At 46.7% G+C, this 18,193-nt stretch carries 18 protein-coding genes; 17 read left to right on the top strand and 1 reads right to left on the bottom strand.

Annotated features, from left to right (window positions below; genetic code table 11):
* The 7 genes from PHP87_RS06880 to PHP87_RS06850 all read left to right on the top strand — a co-directional run.
* Nucleotides 1-807, top strand: an 807-nt coding sequence (locus PHP87_RS06880; RefSeq protein WP_299919881.1) for an aconitase/3-isopropylmalate dehydratase large subunit family protein, incomplete at its 5' end; no start/stop codon positions are given.
* A gap of 20 nt (nt 808-827) precedes the next feature.
* Complete coding sequence (leuD, locus tag PHP87_RS06875; protein ID WP_299919880.1) at nt 828-1,328, top strand: 3-isopropylmalate dehydratase small subunit; 501 nt, start codon at nt 828-830, stop codon at nt 1,326-1,328.
* Between the two features lie 345 nt (nt 1,329-1,673).
* The gene (gene leuB, locus PHP87_RS06870; RefSeq protein WP_299919879.1) at nt 1,674-2,750 is read left to right on the top strand and encodes a 3-isopropylmalate dehydrogenase; all 1,077 of its coding nucleotides are present in this window, start codon (nt 1,674-1,676) and stop codon (nt 2,748-2,750) included.
* A gap of 250 nt (nt 2,751-3,000) precedes the next feature.
* Nucleotides 3,001-4,575 carry a citramalate synthase gene (cimA, locus tag PHP87_RS06865; protein WP_299919878.1) on the top strand — a complete coding sequence of 525 codons (1,575 nt, stop codon included), beginning with the start codon at nt 3,001-3,003 and terminating at the stop codon, nt 4,573-4,575.
* Between the two features lie 307 nt (nt 4,576-4,882).
* Nucleotides 4,883-5,197, top strand: coding sequence for a hypothetical protein (locus PHP87_RS06860; protein WP_299919877.1), 315 nt, complete (start codon nt 4,883-4,885; stop codon nt 5,195-5,197).
* A 143-nt stretch (nt 5,198-5,340) separates the two neighbouring features.
* Complete coding sequence (locus PHP87_RS06855) at nt 5,341-6,372, top strand: NDP-sugar synthase (protein WP_299919876.1); 1,032 nt, start codon at nt 5,341-5,343, stop codon at nt 6,370-6,372.
* Between the two features lie 119 nt (nt 6,373-6,491).
* A complete protein-coding gene (locus PHP87_RS06850; protein WP_299919874.1) occupies nt 6,492-6,671 on the top strand; it encodes a hypothetical protein in 180 nt (59 codons plus the stop codon).
* Between the two features lie 34 nt (nt 6,672-6,705).
* Here the strand turns inward: PHP87_RS06850 and PHP87_RS06845 are convergent, their stop codons facing one another.
* Nucleotides 6,706-7,263 carry a hypothetical protein gene (locus tag PHP87_RS06845; protein WP_299919873.1) on the bottom strand — a complete coding sequence of 186 codons (558 nt, stop codon included), beginning with the start codon at nt 7,261-7,263 and terminating at the stop codon, nt 6,706-6,708.
* Nucleotides 7,264-7,575: 312 nt separating this feature from the next.
* Here PHP87_RS06845 and PHP87_RS06840 point away from each other — a divergent pair, with 312 nt between their 5' ends.
* The 10 genes from PHP87_RS06840 to PHP87_RS06795 all read left to right on the top strand — a co-directional run bounded on the left by PHP87_RS06840 (nt 7,576) and on the right by PHP87_RS06795 (nt 18,173).
* On the top strand, nt 7,576-8,823 hold the full coding sequence (locus PHP87_RS06840; protein WP_299919872.1) for an NAD(P)/FAD-dependent oxidoreductase: 1,248 nt from the start codon (nt 7,576-7,578) through the stop codon (nt 8,821-8,823).
* A gap of 28 nt (nt 8,824-8,851) precedes the next feature.
* Nucleotides 8,852-8,983, top strand: a complete 132-nt coding sequence (locus PHP87_RS06835; RefSeq protein WP_299919871.1) for a hypothetical protein — start codon at nt 8,852-8,854, stop codon at nt 8,981-8,983.
* A 66-nt stretch (nt 8,984-9,049) separates the two neighbouring features.
* Nucleotides 9,050-9,928 (top strand): MoxR family ATPase, encoded by an 879-nt coding sequence (locus tag PHP87_RS06830; protein ID WP_299919870.1) that lies wholly within the window; start codon nt 9,050-9,052, stop codon nt 9,926-9,928.
* A 36-nt stretch (nt 9,929-9,964) separates the two neighbouring features.
* Nucleotides 9,965-11,173 carry a VWA domain-containing protein gene (locus tag PHP87_RS06825; RefSeq protein WP_299919869.1) on the top strand — a complete coding sequence of 403 codons (1,209 nt, stop codon included), beginning with the start codon at nt 9,965-9,967 and terminating at the stop codon, nt 11,171-11,173.
* A 365-nt stretch (nt 11,174-11,538) separates the two neighbouring features.
* Nucleotides 11,539-13,740 (top strand): PAS domain-containing sensor histidine kinase, encoded by a 2,202-nt coding sequence (locus PHP87_RS06820; RefSeq protein ID WP_299919868.1) that lies wholly within the window; start codon nt 11,539-11,541, stop codon nt 13,738-13,740.
* A complete protein-coding gene (locus tag PHP87_RS06815; protein WP_299919867.1) occupies nt 13,740-14,183 on the top strand; it encodes a response regulator in 444 nt (147 codons plus the stop codon). The genes PHP87_RS06820 and PHP87_RS06815 overlap by 1 nt, the downstream gene beginning before the upstream one ends.
* Nucleotides 14,184-14,211: 28 nt before the next feature.
* Complete coding sequence (locus PHP87_RS06810) at nt 14,212-15,219, top strand: HD domain-containing phosphohydrolase (RefSeq protein WP_299919866.1); 1,008 nt, start codon at nt 14,212-14,214, stop codon at nt 15,217-15,219.
* Nucleotides 15,209-15,427, top strand: a complete 219-nt coding sequence (locus PHP87_RS06805; RefSeq protein ID WP_299919864.1) for a hypothetical protein — start codon at nt 15,209-15,211, stop codon at nt 15,425-15,427. The genes PHP87_RS06810 and PHP87_RS06805 overlap by 11 nt, the downstream gene beginning before the upstream one ends.
* A gap of 30 nt (nt 15,428-15,457) precedes the next feature.
* A complete protein-coding gene (locus tag PHP87_RS06800) occupies nt 15,458-16,228 on the top strand; it encodes an enoyl-CoA hydratase-related protein (RefSeq protein ID WP_299919863.1) in 771 nt (256 codons plus the stop codon).
* A gap of 598 nt (nt 16,229-16,826) precedes the next feature.
* Complete coding sequence (locus PHP87_RS06795) at nt 16,827-18,173, top strand: acetyl-CoA hydrolase/transferase C-terminal domain-containing protein (protein ID WP_299919862.1); 1,347 nt, start codon at nt 16,827-16,829, stop codon at nt 18,171-18,173.
* Nucleotides 18,174-18,193: the final 20 nt, after the last annotated feature.

The raw sequence follows: 18,193 nt of genomic DNA, 5'->3' as shown, positions 1-18,193 counted from the left end.
GAAGCCTGGTTTAAGGTTCCCGAGAGTATCAAGTTCGTCTATTATGGTCGACTGCCACGTTGGGTAGGAGGCAAAGACCTCATACTGCATACCATTGGTGATATCGGAGTTGATGGTGCCCGATATATGTCTATGGAATTTACTGGTGAGGTAATAGAGAATCTCTCCATAGACAACCGCTTTACCATGGCCAATATGGCCATAGAAGCCGGCGGCAAGAATGGCATCTTTGCAGCTGATGAGATTACCCTGGACTATGTTAAAAAGCGGGCTAAACGGCCTTTTGAACTTTATCAATCCGACCCGGATGCCGTGTATTTCGATATCAAAGAATACGATGTATCTAAGCTGGAACCGGTGGTGGCTTTCCCCCACCTGCCGGAGAATACCCATCCGGTCACCGAGGCCACTCATGTAAGCCTGGATCAGGTAGTTATAGGTTCCTGTACCAATGGCCGGATTGAAGATTTGGAAATTACCGCTTCCTTGCTGAAAGGGCAAAAGGTACACCCGGAGATCAGAGTGATTATTTTCCCCGGAACCCGGGAGATTTACCTGGAAGCCCTGCGCCGGGGCTATATTGAGACTTTCATAGAAGCCGGTGCCGTGGTCAGCACTCCTACCTGTGGACCCTGCCTGGGCGGGCATATGGGAATTTTGGCCCGGGGGGAAAGAGCCCTGGCTACCACCAATCGCAATTTTGTCGGGCGTATGGGCCATCCGGAGAGCGAAGTTTACCTAGCCAGCCCGGCGGTAGCAGCGGCCAGTGCTGTTAAGGGCAGAATCACTGCTCCCTGGGAAATATAGACCAGAAAGGGGTTTCCATTATGAAATACAGTGGCAAGGTTCACAAGTTTGGCGCTGATGTAGACACTGATGCCATAATCCCGGCACGCTACCTGAATACTTTTGACCCCCGGGAGCTGGCCCAGCATTGTATGGAAGACGCTGACCCGGGTTTTTCCAATAAGGTAAAACCCGGAGATATAATCGTGGCCGACAAAAACTTCGGCTGCGGCAGTTCCCGCGAGCACGCGCCCATAGCCATAAAGGGAGCCGGGGTATCCTGCGTAATTGCCAGTTCCTTTGCCCGCATCTTTTATCGCAACGCTATAAACATCGGGCTTCCCATACTGGAATGTGAGGCGGCCATAGAGGGAATAAAAGCGGGAGATGAAGTGGAAATTGAGCTGGAAAGCGGGTATATAAAAAACCTGAGCAGCGGTGAAGAGTTTCAAGCCATGCCCTTCCCCGAATTCATGCAGGGGATTATGGCTAAAGGTGGCCTTATCAACTATGTGAAGGGAAAACAATTAAGTGAGGAGTAAGTCTACTAACTCAATTTTCATCGGTGGTTGTGGTCCCTGGGCCACGGGAGGTTAATTAAGATATATACCAGCCTGAAGAACCGTCCCTGTGGCTGAGGGTTTGCATAAATATACAAGCGAGCGTTGGCGAAGCATGGGTGCAACATCCGGCGAAGGCGAGCAGGCGAAAGGGGGCGAGCGACAGGATGTCGCGAGAGTGCTACTCCCATGGACGGGAGATTAGCGCGGTACCCCTTGAGCCGCGAGACAAGCCGCAGGTGTTGCCCATGCGTAGACTGCGAGCGGTATATTTATACAATCATAATAATAATTTTTGAATGGAATCGAAATGGAAGGATGGAGTAAATGTATAAGATAGCGGTTTTGCCCGGAGATGGCATAGGGGTGGAAATCGTACCGGAAGCGGTTAAAGCATTGCAGGCTATAGCCCTGCGCTTTGGACATGAGTTCGCGTTTAGTGAAGCCCTGATAGGTGGGGCGGCTTACGATGCTGTGAGGCATCCCCTGCCGGCGGAAACCCTGGATACCTGTCGCAGCTCTGATGCGGTATTGCTGGGGGCCATCGGCGGGCCTAAATGGGATGAACTGCCGGTACATTTGCGTCCCGAAGTAGGAGCTCTCCTGCCGCTGCGCAAAGAGCTAGGGCTTTTCGCCAACCTTCGCCCCAGTGTACTGTTCCCCGGTTTGCTGCATGCCTCTGCCCTCAAAGAAGAGGTAATCAATGGAGTAGACATAATGGTAATACGGGAACTAACCGGAGGGGTATATTTTGGGGAGAAAAAGAGGGAGCAAAGCCCGGATGGCGGCCAGAAGGCTACGGACATTCTAAGTTACTCCACATTTGAGATTGAGCGTATTGTCCGTTTTGCTTATGAAGTGGCCCGCAAACGCGGGAATAAACTCTGTTCGGTAGACAAAGCCAATGTTTTGGAGTCGTCCCGCTTGTGGAGAGAAACGGTTAATGAACTGGCCCGGGAATATCCCGATGTGGAGACCAGCCATATGTATGTGGACAACTGCTCGATGCAATTGATTAGAAATCCGCGCCAGTTTGATGTTATTGTTACTGAGAACATGTTTGGCGACATACTAACCGATGAAGCCTCAATGTTGACCGGTTCCATTGGTATGTTGCCCAGTGCTTCTATTGGTGGAGAAGTGGGCCTCTATGAACCCTCCCACGGTAGCGCTCCAGATATAGCCGGGCAAAAAAAGGCCAATCCCCTGGCCACCATTCTGTCGGCTGCTATGATGCTGCGCTATTCCTTTAACCTGGAGGAAGAAGCCCGCGTGATAGAGCAGGCGGTTAGAACAATAATGGAGGAGGGCTACCGTACTCCTGATTTGATGGAAGCGGGCAAAACCTTGTTGAATACGGAAGAAATAGGTGATATGGTGGCGGCGAAGATCAGGATCCTTTAACAGCAGCCAAGATATGCTTAGGCTATCAAACAATTGTTTAGCAAGAAAATAAGTTTGAGGCAGAAGGACCCAGACCCTTTGGTTGCAGATCAACGCTGATTTTACAAAACGAAAATCGTAGGGAGCCGGTCGCGCTCTTCATCTGCTTAACAGTTGAAATAAACCCTGAATGTCGGGCATGGAGCTTGGTAAACCAATAGCTTAAGACAAAAGAAAGTATTAAGGAGGAAAGCTGCTTGGGAATAAAACCTTGGATGTTTTAATTTATGATACCACCCTGCGTGATGGTGCCCAGGGAGAAGGGCTATCGTTTTCCCTGGATGATAAACTCAAGATAGTAGAAAAACTTGATTATCTGGGTATTGCTTATATCGAAGGCGGTTGGCCGGGAAGCAATCCCAAAGACCTGGAATTCTTCAGCCAGGTAAGGAATTTAGATTTAAAGCATGCGCGTATTACCGCTTTCGGCTCCACCCGCAAACCCGGGATTGGGGTCAAGCAGGATGCCAATCTCCAAGCTCTGCAACAGGCGGGTGTTGCTACGGTCACTATTTTCGGCAAGACCTGGGATTTTCATGTTCTGCGGGCTCTCGAAACTACTCTCGAAGAAAACCTGAATATGATTAGAGAAAGCATTTCCTATCTGAAAGAGCAGGGGATGGAAGTGTTTTTTGATGCCGAGCATTTCTTTGACGGCTATAAGAATAATGCGGATTACGCCTTGCAGGTTTTACAAGCGGCCCAGGAAGCCGGTGCCGGATACCTGGTTCTATGCGACACCAATGGTGGAACCTTGCCCTGGGAAATTGAGGAAATAATTAAAGAAGTTCAGAAACATTCCCGGGTACCCTTGGGAATTCATGCCCACAACGATTCAGCCTCGGCAGTTAGCAATTCCCTTATAGCGGTAAAACTTGGCTGTTCCCAGGTTCAAGGGACTATTAACGGCTACGGGGAGAGGTGTGGTAATGCCGATCTCTGTTCCATTATCCCTAACCTGGAATTAAAAATGGCGAAAAGAGCTCTTCCCCCGGGCCATCTTAAACGCCTAGCCGAAGTTTCTCATTATATTAGTGAAATAGCCAATATGCCTCATCCTAATAACCAGCCCTTTGTAGGCTATGGAGCTTTTGCCCACAAAGGCGGTGTACATGTTAATGCTCTATTAAAAGATTCTCTGACTTATGAACATATTGATCCGGAGGAAGTGGGAAACCACAGACGAGTTCTGGTTTCCGAGCTTTCCGGCTTGTCTAATCTGCTTTACAAGGCCCGGGAACTGAATATTGATATAAACAATTATGACCACGAAACCCGCCGCGTCATAAAACAGATAAAGGAACTGGAAAGCCAGGGACTACAGTTTGAAGGTGCTGATGCCTCTTTGGAGCTTTTACTGCGCAAAGCTTTTGGGCAGTATGAGGATTTCTTTCAACTAAAAAATCTTAAACTAATTATCGAAAAAAATGAAGACTCCCCCATAACTGCCGAAGCCATGGTCAAACTGACCATTGGCGAACAAACTTTCCATACTGCGGCAGAGGGTGATGGACCGGTCAATGCCCTGGACAATTCCTTGCGTAAGGCTATTACCGAGGTTTATCCGGAAATAGGCGAGATGCACCTGAGTGATTATAAAGTGCGGGTTTTAAACGGCAATGAAGGTACAGCCGCCAGGGTTCGGGTGCTAATTGAGTCCGCCGACCAGAAGAGCAAGTGGAGTACGGTAGGTGTTTCCGAGAACATAATTGAAGCCTCTTGGCAGGCCATAGTCGATAGTATCAATTACTTGCTTTTAAGAAAGCAATTAACTAGAAAGCCTTAAGCAGCAAACAACTTAAGTTAACGCTGCCAGGCCCTTGAATTCTTAACTTATTGGATTGCGGCCTAGAAAACCCCGTTCTTCAAAGATACTTTTAACATCGGTGCTTGTATCCTCCGATCATGGAAATAGTACCTTATCTTAAAATGTTAGATAATGAAATCCCTTTTTCCCCTAAAAAAATATTGACTGCTGTAGGTAGGTCAATTAAAATGTTTAATGGTGCTGCATTGGTAATAATGGCACCGATTACTATAAATGGAAAAATACAATAAATTGCAGAAAATGATTGGGAGAAGGGGAAGCGAAAATGAATAACTACAGCCCGGTAAAAAACTGTTACCGGGCGATACTCTCACTGGTTAATCATCTGGATGACTCTTGTAATGATAAGAATGCCATGCGGCAAATATATGAAGAGCTAAGTGAGCTGGCATTTTATATTATGGTCGATGACCGGGGGAGAATGATCAGGGGTATCGAACAGTTACAGCATACTATTAGAGAGTTAAGGTGCCAAGATAAAGCTAAGGAATATGATCGCTTTAAATTCATTACCGGAGAGATTAATACTCACCTTAACTATTTGCTAATTGATTATTGTACGAGGCCAAAAATAGTTTAGGACTTCTAAGGGGAGTCCTATCCCTATTTTCTGGCCTATGTTTTTTGTGTTATATTTTAAGGGGTTAAGAGGCTAATGCCTATTTATTACTTTTTGCAATGACATCATAAATAAACAGCAATATATGTTTGGAGAGAATTAAAATGAAAGCAATGATTATGGCAGCAGGTGTTGGTTCCCGGCTTATGCCACTTACTAAAGACACACCCAAACCCATGGTTCCCATGGCTAACCGACCCTTAATGGAAAATATCATAGAACTTCTGAGCCGTCATCATTTTAAAGAAGTAATTGCTAATCTTCATCACCAGGGAGGGTTCATCAGCAGCTATTTTGATGATGGCCATGCCTTTGGTTCGAATCTGCTCTATTCGCCCGAAGAGGAACTACTGGGAACTGCCGGCGGGGTAAAAAAATGCGAATGGTTTCTGGATGAGACTTTTGTAGTAATAAGTGGAGATGCCTTGACTGATATGAACCTCAGTGAGTTGTTGGCCCAACACCGCAAGAGAGGAGCTCTGGCCACCATAGCATTAAAAGAGGTGGAGAATGTTGAGCAGTTCGGCGTGGTATTAACTGCTGAAGATGGAAAAATAAGCAGATTTCAGGAAAAGCCGGCTCGGGAAGAGGCTCTTAGCCATCAGGCTAATACGGGAATATATGTTTTCGAACCGGAAATATTTAAATATATCCCTGCGGCTCAATTCTACGATTTTGGTCGCCAACTTTTCCCGCAACTGGTCGAAATGGGGTCGCCTTTTTATGCTGTTTCCGTTCAGGATTACTGGTGTGATGTGGGTAATATCGAGACATATCGGCAAGCTCATGTAGATGTATTACAGGGAAGGGTGGCCATGGAACCCGGCGGGATCGTTCAGGAGGATAATGGGCAGTCGCGTGTTTTGCTGGGTGAGGGTGTTGAGCTGGGGGATGAGGTTAAATTTCTGGGTCATGTTGTAATTGGGCGGGGTTGCCGTATTGGTTCTGGTACAGTAATCAAGGATACTGTAATTTGGGAGCAAAGCGATATTGGTCCAGGTTCCATTCTAAAGGACTGTACGATAGGCCGGCAATGCCAGATAGGGTCTGGCACTATTGTCAATCCGGGAATGGTTATTGGCAGCAGGTGTAAAGTCCCCGATTATTCCATTTTGGATTCCGGCCCGGGATTATAACTTCGTGCGGTAAGAAGTTCCCCACCTCTAAGCGTTAGAGTAGGTGGTGGGAGTATGTCACGAGACTCAGTGTAACCTGGTCTTTTATACGGCACGGCTTGGTAAATCAGGAAGCGACATTGAAAAACATGAAAGCAACATTCGGTAAAGGTGAGCAAGATAAAGGGAGTGAAGGCTATGGACGGACTGAGAGTGCTTCCCCTTCGAGTACTGTTGCTGGTAAAGCCCAGTCAAAAGACCGGGCTTTTTTAGATTCATCAATAGAATTCGAAGGGCATATCACTCTCTGCGTGAGTTGAAATATCTAATAGATCTCCCGTTAGATTAAGGGCATTAACTATTGCTTAAGAGGTTTTGAAAAGTATCGTCCAGTTCCTTAATATTTCCTTGTTTAATCTGGGGCAAATCCTGGGGAGCTACCGGGGAAAGGGCAAATATTCTAAAACGGCCTTTTTCCTTAATTAGAATAGCTAGTTCCATGCCAGAAGGCTTCCCATTCTCCTGGAAACTGTAAATTACTATGGCACTGTTGGTGCCTTCCTGGGTATAATCGGGCATAATATCAATAGAGATATTTGGGGGAATTTGGTTTTTGGACTCCATTTCAGCGATAGTCTGACTGGTGTCTTTTTCGATACTATCCCTTTTTTCCAGTAATTGAACCGGGCTGAGATTTGCATATTGAGGTAATAAGCGTACCGACCAGAAAACGCTGAGATTTTGGGATACAGATTCGAAATCGCGGCTAAAGTAGGCGCTGTAAAAGTCTTTTACGGTTCTCTCTGGCTCTGGAGAATCAACATATGCTGCGTAATAATACATAGATCCGAGTATTAAAACAATAATAACCAAGATAGTCTTGGGGAAACTTGGGGATGCTGGTTTTTCCAATATTTTTATACCTCCAATCGCAAATAGCCGCTTAAACTAGTGTAATATATAAATAAGATTGTAACAGATGGGAAAAACATAAACAAGACGAGTTATAAGTGAGGAGTGAGGGGTAAGGTGTGAGGTTGACTCAACTGCCAAAAGCCTTTTTGTTGCATAAGGGTTGCATAAATATACAAAGCGAGCGGTCGAAGACCGCCCCTACAATGTTCTGCGGTCGCAATTAAGGATGTTGCGCCTGATTCGGAACGACACGGGGGCTGTTCCCTACACACCCCATGATTTAAATTTGAAAATTAGGGGGTTCTTGGCTTGAAAAAGGTTCTGGTAGTAGGAGGGGGCGCCGCTGGAATGATGGCGGCAGCAGTTGCTGCGGAATGTGGCGCCCAGGTGTTCTTGCTGGAAAAGCAATCAAGGGTGGGGCTGAAACTGGGCATTACCGGCAAGGGAAGGTGCAATTTGACTTCAGCGGAAGAAGACCGCAGTCGTTTTATTGCGGGTTATGCCCGTAACGGCCCATTTCTATTCAGTGCTCTTAACGCTTTTTCCAACCTGGACTTGATTCGTTTTTTTCAAGAACATGGCCTGGCCTGCAAGGTAGAAAGAGGTGAGCGGGTTTTCCCTCAAAGCGATAAAGCTCTTGATGTGGTGCGGGTTTTATATGAGAATCTGGCCCGGCTGGGGGTTGAAGTGAAGAAATCTCAGGGTGTAAAAGCGCTCCTGTTTCAGGGCGGAAAGATAATTGGAGTTCAGACCCCAAGGGGACAGATTGTGGCTGATGCTGTAATTATAGCCACTGGCGGGATGTCCTATTCCCGAACCGGTTCCACCGGAGATGGGTATAAATGGGCCGCTGCTGCCGGCCATCACATTGTTCAACCTCGACCCGGCCTGGTTCCTCTAGTTGTAGAAGAAAGCTGGGTTGGTGAATTACAGGGCTTAAGCCTGAAAAATGTCCGGGCCACGGCCTGGACCAGTAAAGGTAAAAAGGTTAATGAGGATTTTGGGGAGATGCTCTTCACCCACTTTGGGGTTTCCGGGCCTATAATATTAAGTATGAGCCGGGATATAGGTGAAGAGCTTCTGCGGCAGGAGAAGGTGAGGCTGGTTCTGGACCTTAAGCCGGCCATGAATGAGGAAAAATTGGATCAGCGTTTGCAGAGGGATCTGGCTCTATATTCCCGCCGCCAATTTAGAAATTCGCTGGACGATCTACTGCCGCGCAAGCTTATCCCGCTAATGGTTCGACTCAGTGGAATTGATCCTCAGAAAGAAAGCAACCAGGTAAGCCGGCAAGAGAGAAAGAAATTGCTGCAGCTCTTAAAAAAATTTGCACTGACAGTGGTGGCGACCCGCCCGATCGATGAGGCTATCGTTACTGCCGGAGGGGTGGATGTCAAGGAGGTAGACCCGCGTACTATGCAGTCGAAACTGGTAAAAGCTTTATTTTTTGCAGGAGAAATCCTGGATATTGATGGCTATACCGGGGGGTTTAATTTGCAAGCAGCTTTTTCCACCGGCTACCTGGCCGGGAAAAGTGCTGCTTTGCTTTATAGGTAGAGGGGTTTATGATAGGGGGATATTTTCAATGGCTGATGCAAAAACCCCTTTTGATGCAAGCATAATAATATTTATTACTTTTTGTGACTTTATTATCAAGCAGGATTTAAAGGCAAGAATTTTGGGCCGCTTCTGCTTGCTACGGCTCATTGACGGGTAATTCTATTTCTGCTAATATTTGAGTTGATCATGGGAAAAACTTCACGTAATTGGAGGAATCATAAATATGGCCAGGAAAGCGGTTGATTATAAAGGCTCGTCAGACTACATAGTTTCGGATGAGTTAAGAAATAGTGTTAATATTGCCATAGCCCTGCAGAAGCCCCTCTTGATAAAAGGGGAACCTGGCACCGGCAAAACCATGCTGGCCCAGAGTATCGCTGATTCGCTGGGGCTCAAGTTAATAATCTGGAACATAAAATCAACAACCAAGGCCCAGGAAGGTCTTTATGTATATGATACGGTGCAGCGTCTCTATGACAGCCAGTTTGGGGAAAGCGATGTATCCGATATCAAGAAGTATATAAAACTGGGTAAACTGGGTGAAGCGTTCTTGACATCCGATCCGGTGGTTCTACTGATAGATGAAATTGACAAGGCTGATCTGGAGTTCCCCAATGATTTGCTCTGGGAGCTGGATCAGATGAGTTTTTATATTCCCGAAACCAGGGAAACCATTACCGCCGCCAACCGGCCCATTGTGATAATTACCAGCAACGCTGAGAAGGAACTGCCGGATGCCTTTCTGCGTCGCTGCATCTTTCACTATATTGCCTTTCCCGATCCGGAAGGCATGGAAAAGATTGTGGCGGTCCACCATCCCCGCCTGGAAAAACGTCTGCTGGAACAGGCTATGGAGACCTTTTACATGTTAAGGAGTATCTCTAATCTGCAAAAGCGTCCCAGTACCAGTGAGCTTATCGACTGGCTGCAAGCGTTGGTTATCGGGGGTATCAATCCCAATAAGATTAAGCAAGATTTGCCCTATTTGGGAGTACTGCTCAAGAAAAACGAAGACCTGGATATTATATTGAACCAGTTGCATGGCAAAGCCCAGAGCAGGGTACAGAATGCGAAGGGTAGTTTTAACCGCTATCGTTACTAATCTTTTGCCGGGCTTGCCTGGGAAGCGAGGTTCATTATGTTTACAAAATTCTATTATACACTTAAGGATTTCGGTATTCCGGTCTCTTTCAATGAGTGGCAGCTATTGCTGGAGGCCCTGGAAGCAGGGATGGCCGGATCCAGCCTTACTGGCTTTTATTATCTTTGCCGGGCAGTACTGGTTAAAACCGAAGCCCATTATGATCGCTTTGACCAGGCGTTTGCCAGTTTCTTTGGCGACATTGAAACCCCAGAAGGCCTGCCGGAAAAAATCTGGGAATGGCTGGACAAGGAACTACCGGAGATGGAAGTAAGTGAAGCCATGCGGGCCAATCACCAGCAGCTTGACCTGGAGGAGCTAAAACGAATGCTGGAGGAAAGATTGGCCGAGCAAAATGAGGAACATCACGGTGGCAATCGCTGGATAGGCACCGGGGGCACTTCTCCCTTTGGCCATTCCGGCTATCATCCCGGAGGCATACGCATCGGAGGCAATACTCGCAGCCTTTCTGCCGTCAAGGTAGCAGGAATGAGGAAATACCAGGAGTTTCGCACTGATGAAACCCTGGGAGTACGCCAGTTTCAAGTAGCGCTGAGGAAGCTCAGGCAGTTTACCACCCGCCTGGATGGAGCCAGAACGGAATTGGATCTGGAGGCAACTATTGACAAGACCTGTTCTAATGCGGGGCGGCTGGAATTGGTCTGGGAAAGACCGCGTGAGAATGGAATAAAGGTGCTGTTGTTGATGGATTCAGGAGGATCCATGGTTAGCTACAGTCGCTTGTGTAACCAGTTGTTTACAGCGGTAAACCGCTCCAACCATTTTAAAGACTTAAAAATATTTTATTTTCATAACTGCATCTATGATTGGCTTTACCACGACCCGAGCTGCAGTTTGACTGATTATACCGAGACGGACTATGTCCTGAAAACCTATGATAGTGACTATCGTCTTATAATTGTGGGTGATGCCAGCATGTCTTCCTATGAATTGATGCGGGCAGGGGGCATTATTGAGTGGGGCCTCTACAATGATAAACCCGGCATTGATTGGCTTAGACGCATGCGCCAGCATTTTGAATATTCAGTATGGCTAAATCCCATTCCCAAAAACTATTGGAACTGGATGGAGGGGACCTTTACCATCAGCAAGATCGCCGAGATTTTCCCCATGGAAAGCTTGACGGTAGAGGGGTTGGAGACGGCCATAAACAAACTCCGCAGCCGACAGGCGGTGCAGGTTTAAATACCTATAAATTAGGCGCGGCGGGGGAATTTCCCGTTTCCGCTTCTACCCGCCTTTCTTTTCTTTGCACTCTACTTCGCTTGCTCTGAAAACAGTAAAGCAGGAACCGTCAAGTTGTTTGAGAATTCTTCAAAGCACCGGTAACCGGTTCAGAATGAGAATATAATACCGGGATAATTACCAGCCTTTATACCTAAAAACAGCCAAAATATGACCTGAGTGGGGCAGCTAAAAGAGCAGTATAGTTTCACGCAAACTGCTATCCCCCGTGTGGATTTAGCCGTTATCTTAAGCCTATACAATAAAAAGAGCCTGTGTTATACTCAATTAAAATATGGAAATATGTCAAAAATAAGGACAAAAGTATGATTGAATCAAAATACTTGGACATAATTAAGGAATTCGCTGATAATACCGATATAATTATCTGTATCTTAAGGGGAAGCAAGTTTGCTTATGCTAACCAGGCCCTGCAGAGGAATTTAGGATATAGCCTGGAAGAGCTCTATGCCATGGACTTTTGGGATGTAATCCATCCGGAGTTTCGTGATTTGGGCCGGGAAAGAGGATTGGCCCGACAGCGTGGGGAAGAACTGCAGGAAAGTTATGAACTGCAACTGCTGGGCAAAGAGGAGAACAGCTTCTGGGTACACCTGAAGGCTAGATATACCAGCATCGAGGGAGAGCCGGCGGTAATAGTTTCGGCTTTTGATATCAATGAACGCAAGGCAATGGAAGCTGATTTATTAAGACAGAAGGAGTCCTTGCAGCTTATGCTGGAGAATAACCCGGTAGCGACTGCCCTGGTCAACCCGGAGGGTAAAACCCTTTATGTTAATCCGCGTTTTATAGAATATACTGGCTATAACCTGGAAGAGGTCAGTTCCAGCCAGGTTTGGGAAGAAAAAGTGCTTTCGGAAATGCCCCATCGCCAGGAAATTATGAAAACCTGGTACCACAATTTGAAAGAAAGAGGATACTCGAAGGGAAAGATCGTTTTGCGCCGCCGGGATGGGGAAAGGCGCTTTTTTAATATACATAGCGTATCGCTGCCGGACGGGCATATTATTCTGGCCGCCTGGGATATCAGCGATCAGGTAGAGGCACGAAAGATACTGCAAGAGAGCGAAGCCCGCTTTAAGGCTTTATCTGAAGCCAGTTTTGAGGGAATTATCATTTCCGAGAATGGTATTTGTATCGAAGCCAATCAGGCCGCGGAAAAGTTGTTTGGCTACAGCCGGGAGGAGCTTATCGGGCTTAATGTTATGGATTTTACGGCGCCGGAAGCTCGAGAAATAGTCAAGAGCCAGATGATGAGCGCCAGCCAGGCCCCCTACGAAGCCGTAGCTTTGCGCCAGGATGGCAGCAGGGTTCCAGTAGAAATTCAGGGCCGGGATTTTATCTACCAGGGTCGTGAAGTCAGGGCGGCGGCTATCCGCGACCTCAGTGAGCGCCGGAGGGCGGAGGAAGAGATTTATCGTCAAAGCACCAACCTGCAGGCGCTATTTTACAACACCCCAGATGGAGTCGTTCTTTGTGATGCTGAACATGGAGTGCTGGATATAAATCCGCGTTTTATGGAACATTTTGGCTATAATATTGAAGAATGCCGGGGTTGTATTCTGGAGGAAGTGCTGGTTCCGGAAGAACTGAGAGAAGAATCCGCTTTCATGTCCAGGATGGTTTCTAGCGGGCAGGCAAATAGCCGGGAAAGCGTGAGAAAAAAGAAGAACGGTGAATTGCTGCCGGTATTGGTTACCATGATTCCCATTGCCAGTTCGGGCTACTATGTCCTTTACACAGATATCAGCGAACGGAAGGAAGCGGAAGCCACGATACAGCAGCAGATAGAAGAACTGGAAGCCAAAAATGCCGAGATGGAGCGCTTCACCTATACCGTATCCCATGATTTGCGCAGTCCCCTTATTACTATAAAAGGTTTTTCCGGACTGCTCCTGCAAGACCTGGAGAAAGGAAAAACTGATCGCCTGCAAAAAGACATACAGCGAATCATCAATGCCTCAGGCAAGATGGAGGAACTGCTGGAAGATCTTCTGGAACTCTCGCGTATCGGACGTATTTTAAACCCTTACAGCAAATTTCCCATGAACCAGCTCTGTCACGAGGTGGTTGAATTACTTTCCGGGCCTATCAGCCAGAAAAAGGCGGAGGTAGCGATAGCTCCTTATATGCCCTGGGTGCACGGTGATCGCAGGCGAATAGCCGAAGTCGTGCAAAACCTGTTGGAAAACGCCATCAAGTTTATGGGAGCAGAGGAACATCCCCGGATAGAAATTGGCTATTTCCCCAGTCAAGGTGAGTGCGGCTTTTTTATTAAAGACAATGGTATCGGAATAGAAGTTAAATACTCGGAAAAGGTCTTCGGCCTTTTCGATAAACTAGATCAAAACACAGAAGGTACCGGGATCGGATTGGCTTTGGTAAAAAGGATTATTGAGCTTCACCAGGGGCGTATTTGGGTGGAGTCAGCTGGAGCAGGCCAGGGTAGTACTATCTATTTTACCCTGCCTGCCGTTCCAGATAGTATGACGAAAGGAGAAAAATGATGGATGAGTCAATGCTTAGCATACTGCTGGTGGAAGACAACGAAGACCATGCCGAGCTTATCATGCGCAGCCTGGAAGACCAGCAGATAAAAAGCCATGTTTTTCATGTTACGGATGGAGAACAAGCCCTGGACTATCTGTTTCACCGGGGTGAATATAGCCAGGAGGAGAAGTATCCCCGTCCCAACCTCATTCTACTGGATCTGCGCCTGCCCAAGATAGATGGTCTGGGAGTTTTAAAGGAAATTAAGGAAGCGGAGGATTTAAAGGTTATTCCCACCGTAGTATTGACCTCTTCCGAGTCGGAGAATGATATTTACCGAGCTTACAATTACTACGCCAACAGCTTCCTGGTCAAACCCATGGAATTTCAACAATTCAACGACTTGATGCTAAAGCTGGGGCGCTACTGGCTGAAGTGCAATACCAACCCGGTAAAATAGTGGGGGTTAAAGCTAGGAGTACTGCGAAATGAAAGAGCTTATTTCAGTTCTTATTGTTGAGGATGACGAACTACATACTGAGCTGATTAAGAGGGCCTTTGAGGATGAACGCTGGGCTCGCTTCAAGCTGAGATTCAGCAGTAATCTGATGGAGGCCCGGATATACATGGAGGACAAGAAACCGGATATCGTTATTTGTGATTGGCTGCTTCCTGATGGACGGGGAATTGAGCTGTTTTCTCCGGATAAGGAACGCTTGTCCTATCCTATCATCATGATGACCAGTTACGGCAACGAGGAGTTGGCGGTAGAAACGATTAAAGCCGGGGCTTTGGATTACCTGGTGAAATCGCCGGAAGCCTTTGCTGGTCTCCCCGACTTTATCCTGCGAGGTTTGCGGGAATGGGAGCACATAAGGGCCCGCTACGCGGCTGAAAACAAGCTGCGCGATGTACTCCTGCAGACTGTGGAAAGTTTAGCCTCCATGTTGGAAAAGCGCGATCCCTATACCTCAGGACACCAAAAAAAGGTGAGTGTGCTGGCCTGTGCCATTGCTGAGGAAATGGGCCTTCCCGCTGAGATTATTGAGGGAATACATATTTCCGCCATCCTTCATGATATAGGCAAAATCAGCATTCCGGCCGAATTCCTTTCCAAGCCAGGCCGCTTGAGTCCCATCGAGTTTGATATTATTAAAACCCACCCCTTCAATGCCTATGAAATGCTTAAATCGATAGATTTCCCTTATCCGGTGGCCCAGATTATATTGCAGCATCACGAAAAATTGGACGGTTCCGGCTATCCTTACGGCTTGTTGGGGCCGGATATTCTGCTGGAAGCGCGTATTATTGCCGTGGCTGATGTAGTGGAAGCCATTTCTTCGCATAGACCCTATCGTCCCGCGCTAGGTATTCAGTATGCCCTGGAGGAGATTGCCCAGAACGCTGGAAAACTATACGACCGCGAGGTGGTGGAAGCCTGCCTGACCCTCTTTTGCGAGAGGGGCTTTTCATTGGATTCTATCCGTGAGTGGTGAAAAGTTAAAATCTCCTGATTACTGCCCCTCTCTTCCCCTTATCTCTCACTTTTTACTTCTTTCCGAGCTATGGCTTGACAAGCCTCAAGAGATTATTAAGAATATAATTAATAAGATGGAAATTGAAATAGCCAGTAGTAGTACAAGTGCTGGAGGTTTCTATGAAACCAAAATGGAAGGTGGTGACAGAGACAGGGTTTTGTTTTAGCTGATTTTTATAATATAAGGGGGTTAAGCAATGAATTACGATTACCAGACCATTAAGACAGAGAAACTGGAAAAAGGCATATTGGTGGTTACGCTCAATCGCCCGGAAAAGTATAATGCTATGAATATGGACATGCTAAACGAATTAAACGACCTGTGGCTCAAGCTGAAAAGGGATCTTGAGACCCGGGTCGTTATTTTGAAAGGCGAAGGCGAAAAGGGCTTTTGTGCTGGTATGGAAGTAGTGGATATTATTAAGCCCGAAGTAATGGCTGATATTCCAGCCATGTATGATCTGCAAATGCCCATTGGCGAGCTGCAGATAAACATGAGGAATTGTCCCCAGCCCATTATTTGCGTGGTACACGGGGCTGCTGCCGGGGCCGGCTTCAGCTTTGCCATTGCATCTGACCTGCGGGTGATTTCTCCGGATGCCCGCTTTTCTGCCGCCTATGTCAATGTAGGATTGGCCGGAGCCGATATGGGCAGCAGCTATTTCTTACCCCGCATTATTGGTAGTGGACGGGCCTATGAATTCCTATACACCGGGGCCTGGATGAATGCTGAGGAAGCCATGCGGCTTGGTTTTGCCTCCCGTTGTGTGGAGAAAGAGAAATTATTTGACACGGCCCTGGAAATAGCCCAGGCCATAGCTCAGAAAGATCCATTGGCAATGAAGCTGACCAAGGAAGCAGTTAACCTGAACATTGATATTGGCAGCCTGGAAGCTGCTATAGTAATGGAAAACAGGAATCAGAACATGATGATTAGCCTGCTGGCTAACCGGATGAAGAAAAAATAATAGGGCATTTCTGGCCGGTACCTGATCTACTATTTAGGCAAGTGGATGGGTACCGGCCTTTTTTTGCTGGCTTGTATAAGTTTTACCCCCACCCTTTTTATAGGCAAAATAATTTCATTCCGTTTTGTGCCGGAGCGTTAGGGAAAGAATGCTTGACCTCACTGCTAAAACCCTTTTTTGCATAAGGATTGCACCAATATAACGAGCCCCAGGTGTTGCAAACATGCGTGGTTAGAGGCGAGAGTATATTTATGCAAACGAATGCATATTAATAATTTTTTGCAGTGACATCATGCTTATATTTATCCAAAAGGAGCTTGACTTTCACAAAACAGTTAATTAACATAGAATTAAATAAAACTTAAACTGGTTAGACATAAACAATAATAGAAATTAAAGCGATTTGATAGAGGTTGAATTTCCGTCAAAAAGGTAGTAATAACTCCGAAGAGGGAGTGGCGGTATTCACCCGGCAGAAAAAGGTTCCTGAATTCAAAGGCAAATAATTTTTAAGATCCGCCTGGCAGTTACCCGCTCCGCAGAAGGAGCAGATTGCTTTCCAGCGGGTTAATATTTTAGCAAAAGGGGAGGAAATAGAATGGCATTAGAGAAATGGAAACAAGAATATAATAAAAAAATGGTTTCCTACCAAGAAGCGGCCAAACTGGTAAAATCCGGAGATGTAGTGGGGAGTCCACTGGGTACCGGTTCATGTTCGGGGCAGATGTTTGATGCCATACTGGATCGTCATGAAGAGCTCCAGGATGTAATAATAAGCGATTCCATTCAGGTTTATCCTTCAAAACTCTATGATCCCAAGTTTATGGGCAGTATCGAAGGACGCATTACCCATATGCCGGTTTTTGGAATTGCCACCATCAGAAAAATGTATGCGGCTCAGCTTTCGGATTTCTGCCCGGCTACCACCATGGATGCCGGCGATAAATATGCCCAAAGGTCTGATGTCTTTGCTTTGATGGTCAGTGCTCCCAACAAGCATGGTTATGTCAATCTGGGTCCCACCTGTTTTTATACCCTGGACGCCATCCGGGGGGGAAGAAAAAGGGGTCACTTAAGAACCGTTATTGCCGAAGTTAATGATCAGATGCCCATTGTATTCGGGGATAACTGGATGCATATAGCTGAATTTGACTATATTATTGAGAGATCTGCACCTATACCGGCTTTTAAAAGAGGCCAGGCCACTGAAGTAGAGCAGAAGATTGGCAACTATGTGCTGGAATTAATTAATGATGGTGACACCATACAGATGGGATTGGGCGGGATATCTGAGGCGGTAGCTACCGGCTTGAAAGGCAAACATGACCTGGGTATTCTTACCGAAATGCTTCCCCTGGCTCTGCCGCAACTGGTGGAGGAAGGAATTGTGAACAACTCCCGTAAACCAATCTTTAAAGGAATCAGTATTGCCTCTTTTATCCTGGGTGACCAGGCTTTATATGACTATATCAGCGAAAACCCTTCCTGCCAGTTATATCCCGGATCATATACTAATGACCCTCGTTTTATTGCCCAGCATCCCAATATGATAGCTATGAATACCTCTTTGATGATTGACTTCAGTGGCCATAGTTCCTGTGAAGGAGTGGGACATACCATGGTCAGTGGAGTAGGGGGGCAATTGGATTTCCTGATTGGGGCTTACTGGTCAGAGGGAGGCAAGGGCATAAACATGTTGGGCGCCGCCCGTAAAATGCCGGATGGAAGTCTCGTATCCAATATCGTTCCGGAACTGCCCCTTGGTACCCCGGTAAGCGTTCCCCGTACCTTTACCAACTATGTAATTACCGAATTCGGGATAGCCCAACTTAGATATAAGAGCAGAAGAGAAAGAGCCCTGGAACTAATCTCCGTTGCTCATCCTGACCTGCGGGGCGAACTGCGGGACAGCCTGAAAACGCGTTTCTATCCCAAACCTTCATAAAAGTGCGGGGGTTATTCCCT

Source organism: Syntrophomonas sp., from assembly GCF_028707975.1.
Lineage (GTDB): Bacteria > Bacillota > Syntrophomonadia > Syntrophomonadales > Syntrophomonadaceae > Syntrophomonas.
Note: the sequence above shows the minus strand (reverse complement) of the source record. Positions and strands in the feature narration are given on the sequence as shown.